The following is a 14,796-nucleotide window of genomic DNA, read 5'->3' as shown; positions in this document are numbered from 1 at the left end:
CTGGACGTCGAGTCGGGTCCGCAGCGTCTCGCCTCCGTTGCGGGCCTGATCGAAACGCCATCATCGGGCGCCAAGGTGTAGCCCGCCTGGTTCAGCCCTGAATCGTGGCGAGCCAGTCGGTCAGCAGGCTGTTGACCTCGTCGGGGCGTTCCTGCTGGATCCAGTGGCCGCAGCCATCCAGAAGGTGGGAGGCGGACAGGGCGGGCAGGGTGGTGGGGTAGGCGTCGATGGCTTCGGCCATCCAGGTGGTGGAGGCGTCCAGTGCGCCGCCGACGAACAAGGCGGGCTGCTTGATCGGGGCTCCGCGGTGGGGGGCGAGGTCTTCCCAGTCGCGGTCCATGTTGCGGTAGCGATTGAGGGCGCCGGTCAGGCCGGTGCGCTCGAACTCCCCGGCGTAGACGTCGAGGTCCTCCTCGCTCAACCAGGCCGGGAGCGGGCCGGCGGGGAAACGGTCGCGCAGCTGACAGCCCAGGGAGACGAAGTGCGGGTCGGGTTCGCCCTCGGCCGGCATGGTGTCGGCGGACAGGGCCGCGTAGAAGCCTGCGAGCCAGCCCCGGACGTCGGGCTCGATCTCCGCCTCGGCGCGGCCGGGCTCCTGGAAGTAGGAGACGTAGAACTCCTGCTCGGGGCCTCCGATCTGGCCGAAGATGTCGGTGGGGCGGGGGCCGCCGGGTGGCGCGTACGGGACGCTCAGCAAGCCGACCGCGCGGAAGATTTCGGGGTGGAGCAGGGCGGAGGCGGCAGCGATGTTGGAGCCCCAGTCGTGGCCGACGATCACCGCGCTCTCCTCGCCGAGGGCGCGCACGACGGCGACGTTGTCCTCCACCAGGTCGAGCATTCGGTAGGCGTCGGTCGCGGCGGGCTTGGAGGAGCGGCCGTAGCCGCGTACATCGATCGCCACTGCCCGGTACCCGGCCGCGGCGAGGGCCGGGAGTTGGCGGCGCCAGGAGTACCAGGACTCGGGGAAGCCGTGCACGAGCAGGATCAGCGGGCCCGTGCCCTGCTCGGCCAGGTGCAGGCGCCCGGCAGGGGCCTCGACGGTGCGGTGGCGGAGTGCAGCGGTCGGCTCGGATTGCATGGGGGACTTCTCCTCGGTTCGCGGGCGGTCGGCGGGTGTCCATCGATCATGCGGCGCGGCGGCCGCTCGGCGCGATCGGCGTTGCCAATCTGGCAAGCTCGCAGGAGACAGCGGTGAAACGACACGGCGGGAAGGAATGGGGACAGTGGCAGGAGACGACGTGGCCCAGGCGATGGCGGCGATGGGGCCCCGGCTGCGGGTCGTGCGCGAGCGCCGTGGTGTCACACTCGCCGATGTCAGCTGCGCGACCGGCATCTCGCCCAGTACTCTGTCGCGGATCGAGACCGGTCGGCGCAAGCCCACCCTGGAGGTGGTGCTACAGCTGGCGAAGGAATACGAAGTCTCCCTGGACGAGCTGGCCGGCACCGCACCCGCCCCTGCGGCCGATCCCCGCAGCACGGCGCCGCACAGCCTCGGCGACGACAAGGCGGTGCTGCCGCTGACCCGGTACGTCGGCGGCCTGCACGCCCACAAGCATGTCCTGCCTGCAGTCGAGAGGCCGCCGGGGCGGCCCCGGCAGGTGTCCCACGAGGGCTTCGAGTGGCTGTGCGTCCTGTACGGGCGGTTGTGGCTCGTACTCGGTGACCAGGACCTCGTCCTCACTGCCGGGGACGTTGTCGAGTTCGACACCCGCGTCCCTCACGGAGTCGCGAACGCCGGATCCGACGGGCCCGTCGAGTATCTGATCATGTTCGGACCTCAGGGAGAACGTCTACGGCCGCGCACCCCTCCAGCCGCTGGTCGTCGCGGAACCGGTGACAGAAAGGCTGCTGAATGAGCAATGTGACAAGCCGCGTGCCTCGTTGGTGACAACCACGCTGCTTCTTTCGTCTCATTCGCCACGTCATCCGGAGCCGCCGGTGACAACCAGCGTGCTTCGGCTCAGGAGGGTGCCCTTGTAGGCCGTGTCCGGCGGCATATCCGACCTGGACAAGCACCGGGCTCCGGCGAATGGCTGGAGTGGCAGCTCCGCATGCTCCGGGGCCGGATCCGGGAACTGGAGATCAAGGAGCAGCAGGAGCGGCGGCGTCGGGAGCAGGCGCACGCCGCGCTGCGGTGGAAGATCCGGCCACAGCGATCTGCGACTGCCGAAGCCGCCCGTGCACCGAGCGCCGCGCCTTTCTCCTGGACCTCCTCACCGCTGTCGGGCCTCCGATCCAGGTTGTCCCGGCGGCCGACGTCCGGCTCGCCGCCCAGCGCCCGGCCGTCGCCTGATGGCTCCACACGGCCGCCGCGCCCGGATCGCCCTCTCCGCCGCCGCCGAGCAGCTGGACTCCCTCACCAGCGAAGCCGAGTTCCACGCCCTGGACCGCGCCCTGGTCGTCATCTCCGTCGACCCCGACGCCGGCGAACCGCTCCCAGGCGACACCACCGCCCACCCGACTGCGCCAGCACACCGACGACATCGAGCGCGTCCGGCTTCTGTACTGGGTCACCGAGCTGCGGACCGTCGTGGTCGTCGCGTACATCGAGGTCTGGCCCGTCACGGAGCCGAAGTGCTGACCGTCCCCCATCAGCCCGCCGCCCAACGACGGTTCACTGCGCCCCGCACCGTACTGCTGTGCCCCTTCAAGGCGACCGCGCTGCGCGAGGGACCGGCTGTTGAGCCCAGCACGGAGGCGGCCTGGCTCATGTTCCTGTAGTTTCCCTCCGCATAGCGATGACCGCGTTCACCGCAGCCACAGCCTGGAAGCAGCAGCGGATACTGTAGAGACAACGGCTCCCTTGAGCCCCGCCGAGAACCGCTTCGGTTCCCTGACTCCGCTGCCGGGGCCCGTCCTGCGGAACGGTCAACGAGGCCCGCAGCCGGCCAGGGAAGAATGCTGGCATGGCGATGTGCAAGAAGTGCGGCGCGCGAAAAAGTAGTTGGCCTCGTTCCTGTCCCCGGTGCCGTTCCGGTTCGAACCGTGCGGACGTGGCCTCGGATGCCGCCGAGTTGGCGGTGGAGACGGGACTGCTCAGGTTGATCGGGCGGGGGATCACGGGAGTCGCACGGTTGCTGCTGCGCGCGTTCGACTGACCGGGCTCACACGGGCGTGGCGCGGCCAGGTGTGATCGATGCGGGGAGCGGCTGCCCGTACCCGTTCCGTGCTGGCCGGCCGGACCTCGTCCTGGCCACTGCACCCAGCCGATGTCGCGTACCTCCGGGCCGTCCGCGTAGGCCACGTACGAGATCCAGCGCCACACCTCGAAGGCGTGGGCGACCTCCTCGCCGCGAGGGGCCGGCCACCAGTCCGGATGCCCGGCGACATCGACGAGCAGAGCCTGGCACGACGGCGACACCCTGGAGGGAACCTCCAAGGCAGGACGCCTTCCAGCCTCCATGAGCCTCTTTCTCTCCTTGCACGTCCTGGCCGCTGTCGTGGCCATCAGCCCGTCACCGCCGCCGGCGTCTGTGCATTCGTCCCCGCCGCCGAGTACCTCGTGAGCCGGGGCATGCCCCTCGACACGTTCCTCGACCGCATCGCCGGGTCCGCGGTGGACGAATCGGTCACGAGTACCCCGCTGTGGCAGTCCGTCGAGGCCGCGCAGGAGATGGCCCCGAGGGCCCGGGCTTCCCCGTACTCCGGCTGGTCGCCCTCTTCGGCCCGGAGGGCGTGCCGGAGAACGTCCTGCTCGGCGACCGAGCACTGAAGGTGCTGGGCGAGTTCAAGAAGGGGATCGCCGCCTGGCCCGGCGAGGTGACGAGGAAGGACGTTCGCGCCACCTTGAAGGCCCTGCACCAGTTGAGCCTCGTCGATGAGAGCGAGGGCCCTGCACGCCATCGCCGCCCGCCGCGCCCGCGAGGCCCTCACCCACGGGCAGGGCCGACGCCGTACGTGAAAGCAGGTGGGCGGGGTCATGTACCGGTGTGGGTGTGGGCGGCCCACAGGCTGGGGGCATGGGGGTACCTGCTGCGGAGGCGTGTAGTGGCGAGGTGAAGGGCGAGGGCGCTTCGGTCGGCCCGGGGCGGGGCCGTGCCGTTGTCGGTGAGGTGGGCGTAGAAGTCGGTGCCGAGTTGGGCAGCGGTGCGGTCGTCGACGGGCCACAGCGTGCCGATGACGTGCCGGTAGCCGGCGAGGTGGAAGGCTCCGGTGATGTGGAGGGACTCGTCGGCCAGGCGGGGGGCGGTGTTGCTGGTGTCGCAGGCGGAGAGGTAGGCCAGCTCGGCAGTCAGGTCCAGGGCGGTGATGTCGGCGAGGGTCAGGGGGGCGGTGGCGTGGTCGGTGAGGACCAGGTGGCTCCGGGCGGGGTCGGTCCAGTCCGCTTCGCCGTGGCAGGAGAAGTGGGCGATGCCATGGCTGGGCAGCGCGTTGAGAACGGTGTCGCGCGTGGGGGTGGCCAGGAGGCGGGCGTCCGGGATCAGGGACGCGATGGCGGCGGCCTCGACACGGACGCCGGGCAGCGGCGGGGTGCCCGGGGCGTTGGCGGCGGCGACGACCAGGGTGCTGGGGGTGGACGGCCCGGACTGGCTGGTTCTGGCGTGGGCGAGGGCGCGCACGGTCGTGGTGTAGGAGGAGACGACACGGTCGAGGACGGTCCGCGGTCCGCCCTCCCGTTGGAGGTCGTCGGTGTGGTGGCCGGCCGCGTGGAGGGGGAGAAAGGCGAGGATGCCGACCGGGCACCACCACAGGCGGGGCCAGGGCTCGCCGGGCTGATGGGCGGTCGTGTGCCCGAGGTCGGTCAGAACAGGCTCAGCGACGGTGTCCCACAGCCAGGCCAGAACGGCGAGGATCTCCTGCTGGGCTTCGACGCGTGCCCTGGGGGCGATCTCGTGGTCGGTGGTGGCGTGCAGGGCGGCCAGAAGTCGATACCCCTGGTCGTAGGCGGCATCCTGGGTCAGCGTGGGCAAGGGCACGACCCGGACAGGGGCGTCGGCGGAATCAGTGAGGACGAGGGCGTCGCAGCGGCGGGGGCTGGCGGTGACGAAGACGACGGGCCCCTCGTGCGCATGGCGGGCGAGCTCGTTGATCGGGGGCGCCTGGAGGAAGTCCTCGAAGCCCGGGAGGCCGGAGATGCGCCCGAGGAGGCTCTGCCAGGCGTCGTGGGCCTCGCGCCGGTGCTCTGCCAGGCGCTGGTTCGCCTCCCGGAGCGCTTCCGGGGCCTCCGCCGATGACGTGGGGCGGGGGTGGTTCAGGGCGTCGAGGCGGGCCCGCAGTTGGCGCAGCTCGTCCGCCAGGTGGGGGGCGTGCTCGCGCAGGCGGACGGAATCACGGCTGCGCAGACCGAGGGTGTCGGCGGCGAGGATTCCGCGGGCGCTCTCCAGCAGCTCCACGGCCCGCGCCGGCCGGCCTGCGGCGAGCGCGGCGGCGGCGGCCTCCGCCGGTAGACCTGGCAGGCGGCCGAGCTGGTACTCGCGGTCCGCGCGGCCCAGACTGCCCGGGGCGAGGGACGCCGTCAGGCCAATGGCCTCCTCCACGGCTTCCAGCCTTGCCTGGGCGGCGTCGGGGCCGGAGGCCAGGAGCGCGAAGCGCCGATACGCCTTGATGCGGGTGACCGTGTCACCTGTCGTGCTGCCCGCGGCCTCGCCGAAGTGGCGGCATGCGTCCTCCCGCGCTTGCGTGCTTCCCGTGACCTCGAACAGGTTTGCCAGCTTGCCGCCGAGGCTGTTGAGGTACACAGCGCGGTGGGGGTGGTCGTGGGGGGTGGCGCTGACGGCCTCCCGGCTGACCCGTATGGCTTCTTCCAGGACCTCGATGTCGGTGACGCGTTCGAACAGGGTCTGCAGGGTGTTTCCGAGGTTGTAGAGGTGCATGGCGTGGCTGGGGTGGTCGTGGGGAGTGGCGGCCACTGCTTCCCGGCTGGTCTTTACAGCTTCCCTCAGTACCTCGATGTCACCGACGAGCTCGAAGAGGGCTGCCAGCGTGCCTGTGAGGTTGTTGAGGTGCACGGCGCGGTGGGGGTGGTTGTGGGGTGTGGTGGCCACGGCTTCCCGGCTGACCTGTGCGGCTTCTTCCAGTACCTCGATGTCACCGGTGCGTTCGAACAGGGTCTGCAGGATGTTTCCGAGGTTGCTGAGGTGTACGGCGTGGTTGGGGTGGTTGTGGGGGACGGAGGCCACGGCTTCCCGGCCGACCTGTACCGCCTCTTTCAGTACCTCGATCTCACCGAAGTGCTCGAACAGGGCCAGTAGCTTGCCTGCGAGGTTGTTGAGGTGCACGGCGCGGTGGGGGTGGTTGTGGGGTGTGGTGGCCACGGCTTCCCGGCCGACCTGTGCGGCTTCTTCCAGTACCTCGATGTCACCGGTGCGTTCGAACAGGGTCTGCAGGGCGGTCCCGAGGTTGTTGAGGGGGGTCGCGCGGTTGGGGTGGTTGTGGGGGACGGAGGCCACGGCTTCCCGGCCGACCTGTACTGCTTCCCTCAGTACCTCGATCTCACCGACGCGCTCGAACAGGCGCTGGAGAGCGACCCCCAACGAGGTCAGGTACCCGGCGCGGTTGGGGTGGTTGTGGGGGGTGGCGGCCACTGCTTCCCGGCCGGCTTGTACTGCTTCCTCCAGTGCCTGTGGCTGCCCCGTGCGTCCGGACAGCGTCTGCAGCGCGTTCACAAGGGAGTTGAGGTACATGGCGCGGTGGGGGTGGCCTTGGGGGAGGCCGGCCACTGCTTCCCGGCTGATCTGTACTGCTTCTTGCAGTACCTCGATGTCGCCGACGCGCCCGAACAGCGCCTGCAGCGTGTTCCCGAGGTTGTGCAGGCACCCGGCGCGGTTGGGGTGGTCGCGGGGGGTGGTGGCCACAGCCTCCCGGCCGACCCGTACTGCTTCTTCCAGTACCGCAAGGTCACCGATGCGCTCGAAGTGGGTTCGCAGCGTGTTCCCGAGGTTGTTGAGGCTCATGGCTCGGCCGGGGTCGTAGCGGGGGGTGGCGGCCACAGCCTCCCGGCCGACCCGTACTGCTTCTTCCAGTACCGCAAGGTCACCGATGCGCTCGAAGTGGGTTCGCAGCGTGCTCCCGAGGTTGTTGAGGTACATGGCACGGTAGGGGTGGCCTTGGGGGATGGCGGCCACTGCTTTCCGCTGGACCTTTACGGCTTCCTTCAGTACCTCGATGTCACCGACGCGCTCGAACAGCCGAAAGAGAGCGGCCCCCAATGAGTTCAGGTACCCGGCGCGGTCGGGGTGGCCTTGGGGGGTGGCGGTCACGGCCCCCCGGCCGGCCTGCACGGCTTCCTCCAGTACCTCGATCTCGCCGACGCGCTCGGACAGGAACTGCAAGGCGTTCCCGAGGTTGTGCAGACCGGCAGCATGGCTGGGGTGATCCTCGGGAAGCATGGTGTGCACCGTGCGGAACGCGGCGACGGCCTGATCGAGTACGTCCCGTTGCCCCGTGCGCTCGTATGCGGTGAGCAGATCGACGGCACGAGCCTGCGCGGTGGCCATGGCGCGCGGATCGAACTCCGGCACGGGGGTCCCGGCGGCAGATTCTTGCAGCGTGCGGTGCAAAGGCTCGGGAACGGACTGAGGGCTCACTCGATGGACGGGGGCGAAGAACCGGGTAGCAGCTGCCAGATCATCCCGGCCGTGGCCCTCGGAAAGGGCGAGGTGGCGCAGCCAGTGGTACCAGCCCAGGACCTGCGCGGCGGACAGGTCGTGCTCGGGGTCGGTGACACGCTCCAAGTCGCGGGCGGCACGGCGGACCTCACCTTTGAGGATGTGAGTGGAGTCGCCGGCGTTGAGGGCGAGGTGACTGTTGAGGGCGGCGAGTGCCGCATCGCGGTCCGGCATGGCAGATATCCCCCGAAGGAACAGCATCACTGTCGGGGCCCGAATTGCATGCCCAGGCAAGCCGCGACTGCACGCGCAACATGGGCGTTGCGCCTTGTGTGGATGCTAACCACGGCACAAGCCGCACAACCTATACTTTGGTCAACTCGGGGGAGCAGGGCCCCGTTTGCTGGCGCAGGACCCACGAGTACCAGCCAGGTGGAACCGTGCAGAGGGGGCAGCATGGACGACGTGGTGGGCGAGCGCGTGGCGGCGCTGTGCGGTGAGCTCAGCCGCTGGCCGGAGCTGGCGACGATGATCCGCGACGCCGGGGCGCTGCCGCAGCTGAGCGAGTTGCTGGCGCTGCTCGCCAACCGGGCCGAGCCCGACGAGCGGCACGTGGCCGCGCTGATCGACGTGATCGAGGACGCCTGCGCCCGGCAGGGCCTGCCCGCGCCGACCCGTCGTGTCCCGTCCCTGCCGCCAGGCATGGGAGCGGACACAGGGGGGATTGCCGGGTGGACCTGCCCGCTGGGCAGGTGCGGCCGGGTGGTCCTTCAGGACGAGACCCCGCACCCGCCAACCTGTGCGGCAGCCCTGGGCGAGGACGGACGGATGAAGCCCTACTCGCCCGGCCTGCGGTGACGAGCACCTTTCTGGCCGGGATCGGCACGAAACTCGCCGATCGGTGGCTCAACGCGCTACTGATGCCCGGCCTGTTGTGGACCGCGCTGCTCGCAACAGGCCTGCACCTGGGCCAGGATCACCCCTTCGCCGTCGACCGATTGGGCGGCTGGCTCGACCAGCTCGCCGCCCGCCCCGCCGCCCACGCCCCCGGCACGGTCGCACTCGCCGCATCCGCGGTACTGCTGGCCAGCGCCGGTGTGGGACTCCTCGCCGGCACTCTCGGCGGCCTGGTCGAGCAGCTGTGGGCGCTGCCCGGCGACCTCCCACCTGCTTCCTGGATACGTGCCTGGCGCCAAAGACGTTGGGACACGGCAGGCGAGCAATTGAAGACCGCGATCCGGCACGCCGCCCGGGCCACGGACGACGGTGCCGCCCGGACCCGCGCCGCCCAGGTGCGCGCCCGGCAGCGCCGACAGGCCCGTCTCGGCCCCGCCCGGCCCGGCCACACCACCCGCATCGGCGACCGGTTCGCGCTCGCTACGCTCCATGCCGCCCAGAACAACGGCCTCGACGACCTGGCCCTGGCCTGGCCACGCCTGTGGACTGTGCAGTCCGCTGAGCTCCGCACCGACCTCGCCGCCGCCCGCGACACCTACGCCGCCACCGCCCGCCTCGCCGCCTGGGGGCTGCTCTACTTCACCCTCGCCGCCGCCTGGTGGCCTGCCGCCCTGATCGGCGCCGCCGTCCTGACCACTGCCGCCGTACGCGCCTTTGCCGCCGCGGATGTCCTGGCCGACCTGATCGAGACCGCCTGCGACCTGCACCTCAACGATCTGGCCGACCGCCTGGGCATCCCCACCACCACGCCCGCCCCGGACACCGGACAGGCGATCACCGGACGCCTGCGTACCACGGCCCCAAGCATCTCGGACAGGGCCTTGTAGGGGCCGTGGTCAGAGGGCGGTCTGCAGCCAGTGGAACGCGAGGGCAACAACGAGCACGCTTCCGGACGCCTGGGCAGCACCACCGTCGCCCGCGTCGACCTGGCAGCCGGGACCGTGACCGGCGACGGCTCCACCTACGCGTGCAGCCACGGCATCGGCTCCGACGACGCCGGCACCTTTGTCGAGCCACGTCCTGAGCCTGACCACCACACCCCGTCAGCGCCGTCCTGACGGTCTGCCGGGACCGCGCCCGCATCCCACACCTGCTCGACGTGCTTGCGGGGCACGCGTAGGTGTCCTTCGCGGGCGTGGAACTGTCGTGCTGCTGCCAGGTTGGCCGCCCACCGCGCATCCTGCGTCTGCTTCACCGGCCGCTCGTCCTCCCCAGCCGCCTGGAGCCCGAGGGTGGTCTCCAGAATCCACTGCTGCACGGGCAGGAGCTGCTCCCACCCGAACCGCTGCGCGTTCACCCACCGTCCGAGATCCTCGCCCTGTACGTCGACGTCGCCGTCGACCGTGGGGAGGGTGCCGCCGGCCTGGACGTGGCTCTGGACGAGGCGGTAGCACCGCTGCCATCCGGTGTCCCAGACCGGGCACCACCCCGGATCGACCGCGTCCAGCTCACTCCGCCGCGCCTCGGTCATCGCCCCCGGCCGCCGACCGCACGGGACGGCCGGCCGCGCGCAGTTCCTCGTTCTCCCGCGCCCTGCGCGCCGCCGCGCGGGCGTTCTTCGCCCACACCGATCGGATGCCCCTCCCACACCGCGGTCGTCGGGGCAGGAAGTGGCCGTGGGCGGCGGCGAATTCCTTGGCGACGGCGATCCCGTCCGCCCAGGCCTCGTCCTGTTCCGACCACACCATCGCGAGTGTCTCCGGTTCGGCGCCCCGCCTGTTGACCGCCCTCATCCAATCGCGGCGTTTACTCGGCGAACCCAGTCGTTTCGCCTTCCGTCTCAGTGAACCCAGTCGGGGTGCTGTGAGCGAGCGGCGAACCAGGTGGCAAGTAACTCGCGCCCGCCAGTAGCTTTCGGATCGAGGGCGCCCGGCTCACTCGTCGGTGTCGCCGGACGCTTCGGCTTTGGCGAGGAGGCGGTAGACGGTGGCGACTGAGGCGGGTGCGGCCGGCGCTTCCGGCGGGCCTGGGGTCTGGGCATCGGTTGGTGGGAGACGGGGAGCGATCATCCCTCACACAATCGCCAGCGCGATGGTGAACACCGTGCCCTCGCCCACCGTGCTCTCCACGCCGATCGTCCCCTGGTGGTCTGCGACGATCTGTCGCGCGATCGACAGCCCCAGCCCGCTGCCCCCTGTTTCCCGGCCGCGTGCCGCGTCCGCTCGCCAGAAGCGGTCGAAGACGTGGGGCAGGTCTTCGGCCGGAATGCCGGAGCCCGTGTCCTGGACCTGGACGACGGCCAGTTGTCCCTGTGGCACCAGTCGCAACGTCACCGTCCCGCCCGCCGAGGTGTGTCGCAGTGCGTTGCCGATGAGGTTGCCCACGGCCTGCCGCAGTCGGCCGGGGTCAGCGTGTACCCGGGCCTTTGCCGGTGCCTGAACGTCCAGCCGGACCTGTTCGGCCGACGCCTGTGCCGCGTACGCCGCCCGGCAGCCTTTCAGCAGCTCGCCCAGCTCCACCTGGGACCGGTGGTAGGTGAGAGCACCGGCCTCCGCGAGGGCCAGGTCCTGCAGATCGTCCACGATCCGTTGCTGCAGCATCGCCTCTTCGTGCAGCGAGTCCATCAGCTCCGGTGTGGGCTCCACGACTGCGTCGCGCAGCGCCTCGAGATAGCCGCGCAGATTGGCCAGTGGAGTACGCAGCTCGTGGGCGATGTCGCTGGTGAGGCGGCGCTGGCGTTCCTCGCCGGTCTGGAGGGAAGCGGCCATACGGTTGAAGGCGCGTCCCAGTTCGGCGATCTCGTCGCGGCCGGACACGGGGACGCGCTGGTCGAGGTCGCCCTCGCCGAGGCTCTTCGCGGCGGATGTCATGGCCCGGATGGGGCGCAGCACCGCGCGGCCGAGCAGCAGGGCGCCCAGGATCGCGGAGAGCGCGACGGCCGCGGCGACGGCGACAGTGGGGGCGACGTCGAGGGTGGGCGGCGCCTGGTCGCGCACCCCGAGGGTGATCTGGAGGCGGGGCGGCGCAGTGCCGGCGATCCGGTCCTTGAAGACACGCTGCAGGCAGATGTCGCGGCGCGAGTCCTTGGCGCAGGGTTCGAGGGCGGCGGTGTCGGCTTTTACGACCTCCGCCGACGCGTTCCACGCCTGCCGGCAGCCGGGTACCTTTCGGTCGGGGGTGACCTCGGGCATGCCGAGTTCGGTCTTGACCGCTGTCAGCGCGGCGCCCGCCCTGGTGAGGCAGGCCGCGTACGGCACGACGGACCGGTAGTTGAGGATCGCGCTCGCCGTGATCTTGATGCGTGCCCGTGGCTGCAGATGCGACGGCAGCTCCAGTTGCGGCCTGGGATCGACGAGCAGCGGCGGTTGCCCGCTCGCGGGGCGCGGCGCCCGGCCGGCCAGCGCGTCGGAGTCGGCAAGCAACGTGTTGTTCTCCGTGGAGACGCGGATCCGCTGCCCGGTGTCCCGGGCCAACCCGGCGATCGTCGGGGAGACGCCGTCCCACGTGCCGTGGGTGTAGGCGTACGCGGAGAGCTCCTCGGTGATCCGCCGCGTCTCCTGCTGGCCGGCGGTGACGGTGTCGCGGACCTGACGGTTCACCTGGCGCAGAGTGAGCCAGGCGGTCGCGGCCGTGGCAGCGAGGGCGACGAGCATGAGCAGGGCAAGGGCCCGCAGGCGGAAGCTCATCGCTCGGCCGCCCCGTCGGACAGCCGGTATCCGCGCCCGTACACGGTCTCGACGTATTCCCCGGGGCCCATCTTCTTCCGCAGGTTCATCACGTGCGCGTCCACGGTCCGCTGCAGCACGGTGCGGTCGAAGCCGAAGACCCGGTCAATGATCTGCACCCGGGTGAAGACCCGCCCCGGGTCCTCCGCGAGCATGCTGAGGATCGCGAACTCCTTGCCCGTGAGCACCACCGGTTCCCCCGCCACCCGCACCTCGAACCGGGCGGTGTCGATCACCAGTTCGCCCACCCTGAACACCGTCGGCGTCGCCGCAGACCCCCGTGCCCGGCGCAGGAGCACCCGCACCCGGGCGGTGAGCTCGCGCGGACTGTAAGGCTTGGTGAGGTAGTCGTCGGCCCCCAGGTCGAGGCCGAGCAGCATGTCCTCCTCCGTGGCGCGGGCGGTGAGCAGGAGGATCGGTACGTCGGACTCGGCGCGCAGGATCCGGGTGACGTCCAGCCCGTCGACGGTGGGCATCATCACATCGAGCACGATCAGGTCCGGCCGCGAGCCGCGGGCCCGTTCCAGGGCGGATCGCCCGTCACCGACCACCTGCACGTCATGGCCCTCGCGCTCCAGGTAGATCCGGATCAGCCCGGCCTGTTTGACGTCGTCCTCGGCGACCAGGATGCGGGCGGTCAACGGGGCTCCTTCCGGTGATGTCGAACCGTGTGTGTGGCATTTCAAGGGCGCATCAACATAACCCGCCTACGGGCCTGCGAGTGCTTCCGTCGGCGGCAGGCGCCCGGCCCGCACCGCCGGGTAGAGCCCGGCGACCGCGCCGATCACCAGCGTTACGCCGATTCCCGCCACCGCCGCCCACACCGGTACGGCCGTGGGCCAGCCCCGCACCGAGGCGTACCCGCCGGTGATCGCCGTACCGAGTACCAGCCCGCCCAGCCCGCCCAGTGCCGACAGCAACAGCGACTCGGCGACGAACTGGCCGCGGATCTGACCGCTGGTGGCACCGAGGGCTCGGCGCAGACCGATCTCGGGGCGGCGCTCCAGCACGGAGATCACCATGGTGTTGCCCACCCCGACCCCGCCGACCAGCAGCGCGACTCCGCCGAGGCCCAGCAGCAGACCGGTCAGGGCGGACTCGGCGGCCTCGCGGGCGGCGAGGGCGTCGGAAGGGCGGGACACCACCACACCGTTGGGCTGTGCGGGGTTGGCGGTGGCTGCCAGGACGTCCCGAACGGCCTGAACGCGGTCGTCGCGAGCGCGGACGTACACGGTCGACGGATGCCCGTCGAAGCCCAGATACTTGGTTGCCGCTCGCCAGCCGATCAGCGCGGAGCTGTCGACCTCGGGCGCGAGCGGCACCGGTTCGAGCACGCCCACCAGAGCGAACCACTTGCCGCCCAGCCACAGCCGCTGCCCGGGCGCGTGCACATCGAGGCGCTGCGCGGCCTTCGCGCCGAGCACGACGGCCGGATACTCCTCGGTGCTTCGGGTCAGCCAGCGGCCCTCGCGGACTGTGGCGCCGAGCGCCGGGAGGAGCCCCGCGTCCGCGGCGGCGATCTGGATGCTGCCGGAGCGGCCGATGGGAATGTGGTCGTTGCGGTAGATCCGGGAGTCGGGGACGACGCCCAGCGCGGAGACCTGCTCCACCGGTCCGATACGCCGGACCATCGGCACCGCTTCCTTCGGTAGCCGGGTCACCTCGTCGTCCGTCGTCTTGCCCGGCGCAATACGCAGCAGATTGGTGCCGAGGCGGTCGAGCCGCCGGTCCACCTCGGCGCGGCCGGAGCCGGAAATACCGACCACGGCCACCATGGCGGCGACGCCGATCGCGATGCCCAGGGCGGAGAGGATGACCCGCAGCGGGCGGGTGCGCAGGCCCGCGCTGCCCAGGCGGACCAGGTCCGCGGGTGTGAGGCGGGCGGGACGGAGGGTCATCGGGGGAACTCCTGGGGTGCTGTGCGGGGAGCGCTCGCGTCGCCCACGATGCGGCCGTCACGCAACTCCACCCGCCTGTCGAAGGCCTGGGCCATCTCGTGGTCATGGGTGATGACGACCACTGTGGTGCCGGCGGCGTGCAGATCGTGGAGCAGTTGGAGCACGGCGGTTCCGGACGCGGAGTCGAGGTTGCCGGTGGGCTCGTCGGCGAGCAGCAGCGCCGGTTCGCCGACCACAGCGCGGGCCACGGCGGCGCGCTGGCGCTCGCCGCCGGAGAGCTGGTGCGGCAGATGGTCCAGCCGGTGCGCCAGTCCGACCCGGACCAGGGCCTCCTCTGCTCTGCGCCGCCTTTCCTTCAGCGGCACGCCGGCATACAGCAGTCCGTCTGCCACGGTGTCCAGCACGGGTACGCCGACGGCGAGGTGGAACTGCTGGAAGACGAAGCCGATGTACTGCGCGCGCAGCGCGGACACTTCACGATCGGTGAGCTGGTCGATCGCGTAGCCGGCGACCGTGACCCGGCCGCTGGAGGGGCGGTCGAGGGCACCCATGAGGTGGAGCATGGTGGACTTTCCGGAGCCGGAGTGACCGACGACGCAGACGAGTTCGCCATAGAAGATGGCCAGGTCGGTGTGGTCGAGGGCGGTGACGCGACCGGGGTAGGTCTTGGTGACGGATTCGAAGCCGACGATGGGAGGGCACGCCTGGTGGGGCTGGACTGGTGATACG

Annotated in this window: 14 protein-coding genes and 1 pseudogene; 6 read left to right on the top strand and 9 right to left on the bottom strand. The window is 70.9% G+C overall.

Going from position 1 to position 14,796, the window contains the following annotated elements; translation table 11 throughout:
• Positions 1–91 precede the first annotated feature (91 nt).
• Positions 92–1,078 (bottom strand): alpha/beta fold hydrolase, encoded by a 987-nt coding sequence (locus ACFYY1_RS35805; protein WP_388593110.1) that lies wholly within the window; start codon positions 1,076–1,078, stop codon positions 92–94.
• 145 nt (positions 1,079–1,223) lie between these two features.
• Here ACFYY1_RS35805 and ACFYY1_RS35800 point away from each other — a divergent pair, with 145 nt between their 5' ends.
• The 4 genes and pseudogenes from ACFYY1_RS35800 (at position 1,224) to ACFYY1_RS35785 (ending at position 3,712) form a co-directional block, all read left to right on the top strand.
• Positions 1,224–1,856, top strand: a complete 633-nt coding sequence (locus ACFYY1_RS35800; RefSeq protein WP_388593108.1) for a helix-turn-helix domain-containing protein — start codon at positions 1,224–1,226, stop codon at positions 1,854–1,856.
• Between the two features lie 436 nt (positions 1,857–2,292).
• Positions 2,293–2,581, top strand: a pseudogene (locus tag ACFYY1_RS35795) (hypothetical protein).
• The gene (locus ACFYY1_RS35790; RefSeq protein WP_388593106.1) at positions 2,575–2,721 is read left to right on the top strand and encodes a hypothetical protein; all 147 of its coding nucleotides are present in this window, start codon (positions 2,575–2,577) and stop codon (positions 2,719–2,721) included. The pseudogene ACFYY1_RS35795 and the gene ACFYY1_RS35790 overlap by 7 nt, the downstream one beginning before the upstream one ends.
• 793 nt (positions 2,722–3,514) lie before the next feature.
• Positions 3,515–3,712, top strand: a complete 198-nt coding sequence (locus ACFYY1_RS35785; RefSeq protein ID WP_388593105.1) for a hypothetical protein — start codon at positions 3,515–3,517, stop codon at positions 3,710–3,712.
• Between the two features lie 205 nt (positions 3,713–3,917).
• On the opposite strand, the gene ACFYY1_RS35780 is transcribed toward ACFYY1_RS35785, so the two are convergent.
• Positions 3,918–7,781, bottom strand: coding sequence for a CHAT domain-containing protein (locus ACFYY1_RS35780; RefSeq protein WP_388593102.1), 3,864 nt, complete (start codon positions 7,779–7,781; stop codon positions 3,918–3,920).
• 222 nt (positions 7,782–8,003) lie between these two features.
• Between ACFYY1_RS35780 and ACFYY1_RS35775 the strand changes: the two genes are divergently transcribed.
• Together ACFYY1_RS35775 and ACFYY1_RS35770 are read left to right on the top strand one after the other, a co-directional pair.
• Positions 8,004–8,405 carry a hypothetical protein gene (locus ACFYY1_RS35775; protein WP_388593100.1) on the top strand — a complete coding sequence of 134 codons (402 nt, stop codon included), beginning with the start codon at positions 8,004–8,006 and terminating at the stop codon, positions 8,403–8,405.
• The gene (locus ACFYY1_RS35770) at positions 8,402–9,331 is read left to right on the top strand and encodes a hypothetical protein (protein WP_388593098.1); all 930 of its coding nucleotides are present in this window, start codon (positions 8,402–8,404) and stop codon (positions 9,329–9,331) included. Before ACFYY1_RS35775 ends, ACFYY1_RS35770 begins: the two co-directional genes overlap by 4 nt.
• 9 nt (positions 9,332–9,340) lie before the next feature.
• Here ACFYY1_RS35770 and ACFYY1_RS35765 read toward each other — a convergent pair whose 3' ends face one another.
• The 7 genes from ACFYY1_RS35765 to ACFYY1_RS35735 all read right to left on the bottom strand — a co-directional run bounded on the left by ACFYY1_RS35765 (position 9,341) and on the right by ACFYY1_RS35735 (position 14,759).
• A complete protein-coding gene (locus ACFYY1_RS35765; RefSeq protein WP_388593097.1) occupies positions 9,341–9,481 on the bottom strand; it encodes a hypothetical protein in 141 nt (46 codons plus the stop codon).
• The gene (locus tag ACFYY1_RS35760) at positions 9,466–9,975 is read right to left on the bottom strand and encodes a hypothetical protein (RefSeq protein WP_388593095.1); all 510 of its coding nucleotides are present in this window, start codon (positions 9,973–9,975) and stop codon (positions 9,466–9,468) included. The genes ACFYY1_RS35765 and ACFYY1_RS35760 overlap by 16 nt, the downstream gene beginning before the upstream one ends.
• Positions 9,953–10,192 carry a hypothetical protein gene (locus tag ACFYY1_RS35755; protein WP_388593093.1) on the bottom strand — a complete coding sequence of 80 codons (240 nt, stop codon included), beginning with the start codon at positions 10,190–10,192 and terminating at the stop codon, positions 9,953–9,955. The genes ACFYY1_RS35760 and ACFYY1_RS35755 overlap by 23 nt, the downstream gene beginning before the upstream one ends.
• 324 nt (positions 10,193–10,516) lie before the next feature.
• The gene (locus tag ACFYY1_RS35750) at positions 10,517–12,130 is read right to left on the bottom strand and encodes a sensor histidine kinase (protein WP_388593091.1); all 1,614 of its coding nucleotides are present in this window, start codon (positions 12,128–12,130) and stop codon (positions 10,517–10,519) included.
• Positions 12,127–12,810, bottom strand: coding sequence for a response regulator transcription factor (locus ACFYY1_RS35745; protein ID WP_388593090.1), 684 nt, complete (start codon positions 12,808–12,810; stop codon positions 12,127–12,129). Before ACFYY1_RS35745 ends, ACFYY1_RS35750 begins: the two co-directional genes overlap by 4 nt.
• A 66-nt stretch (positions 12,811–12,876) precedes the next feature.
• The gene (locus ACFYY1_RS35740) at positions 12,877–14,067 is read right to left on the bottom strand and encodes an ABC transporter permease (protein ID WP_388593088.1); all 1,191 of its coding nucleotides are present in this window, start codon (positions 14,065–14,067) and stop codon (positions 12,877–12,879) included.
• Positions 14,064–14,759, bottom strand: coding sequence for an ABC transporter ATP-binding protein (locus ACFYY1_RS35735; protein ID WP_388593195.1), 696 nt, complete (start codon positions 14,757–14,759; stop codon positions 14,064–14,066). Before ACFYY1_RS35735 ends, ACFYY1_RS35740 begins: the two co-directional genes overlap by 4 nt.
• Positions 14,760–14,796: the final 37 nt, after the last annotated feature.

Source organism: Streptomyces sp. NPDC001890 (genome assembly GCF_042891445.1).
In the GTDB taxonomy this organism is placed as follows: domain Bacteria; phylum Actinomycetota; class Actinomycetes; order Streptomycetales; family Streptomycetaceae; genus Streptomyces.
Note: the sequence above shows the minus strand (reverse complement) of the source record. Positions and strands in the feature narration are given on the sequence as shown.

Bases quoted from the DNA above. Each gene is read 5' to 3' on its own strand.
- ACFYY1_RS35740 (WP_388593088.1), bottom strand. From the start codon at position 14,067: ATGACCCTCCGTCCCGCCCGCCTCACACCCGCGGACCTGGTCCGCCTG.
- ACFYY1_RS35755 (WP_388593093.1), bottom strand. From the start codon at position 10,192: ATGGTGTGGTCGGAACAGGACGAGGCCTGGGCGGACGGGATCGCCGTC.
- ACFYY1_RS35750 (WP_388593091.1), bottom strand. From the start codon at position 12,130: ATGAGCTTCCGCCTGCGGGCCCTTGCCCTGCTCATGCTCGTCGCCCTC.
- ACFYY1_RS35760 (WP_388593095.1), bottom strand. From the start codon at position 9,975: ATGACCGAGGCGCGGCGGAGTGAGCTGGACGCGGTCGATCCGGGGTGG.
- ACFYY1_RS35805 (WP_388593110.1), bottom strand. From the start codon at position 1,078: ATGCAATCCGAGCCGACCGCTGCACTCCGCCACCGCACCGTCGAGGCC.
- ACFYY1_RS35785 (WP_388593105.1), top strand. From the start codon at position 3,515: ATGCCCCTCGACACGTTCCTCGACCGCATCGCCGGGTCCGCGGTGGAC.
- ACFYY1_RS35780 (WP_388593102.1), bottom strand. From the start codon at position 7,781: ATGCCGGACCGCGATGCGGCACTCGCCGCCCTCAACAGTCACCTCGCC.
- ACFYY1_RS35775 (WP_388593100.1), top strand. From the start codon at position 8,004: ATGGACGACGTGGTGGGCGAGCGCGTGGCGGCGCTGTGCGGTGAGCTC.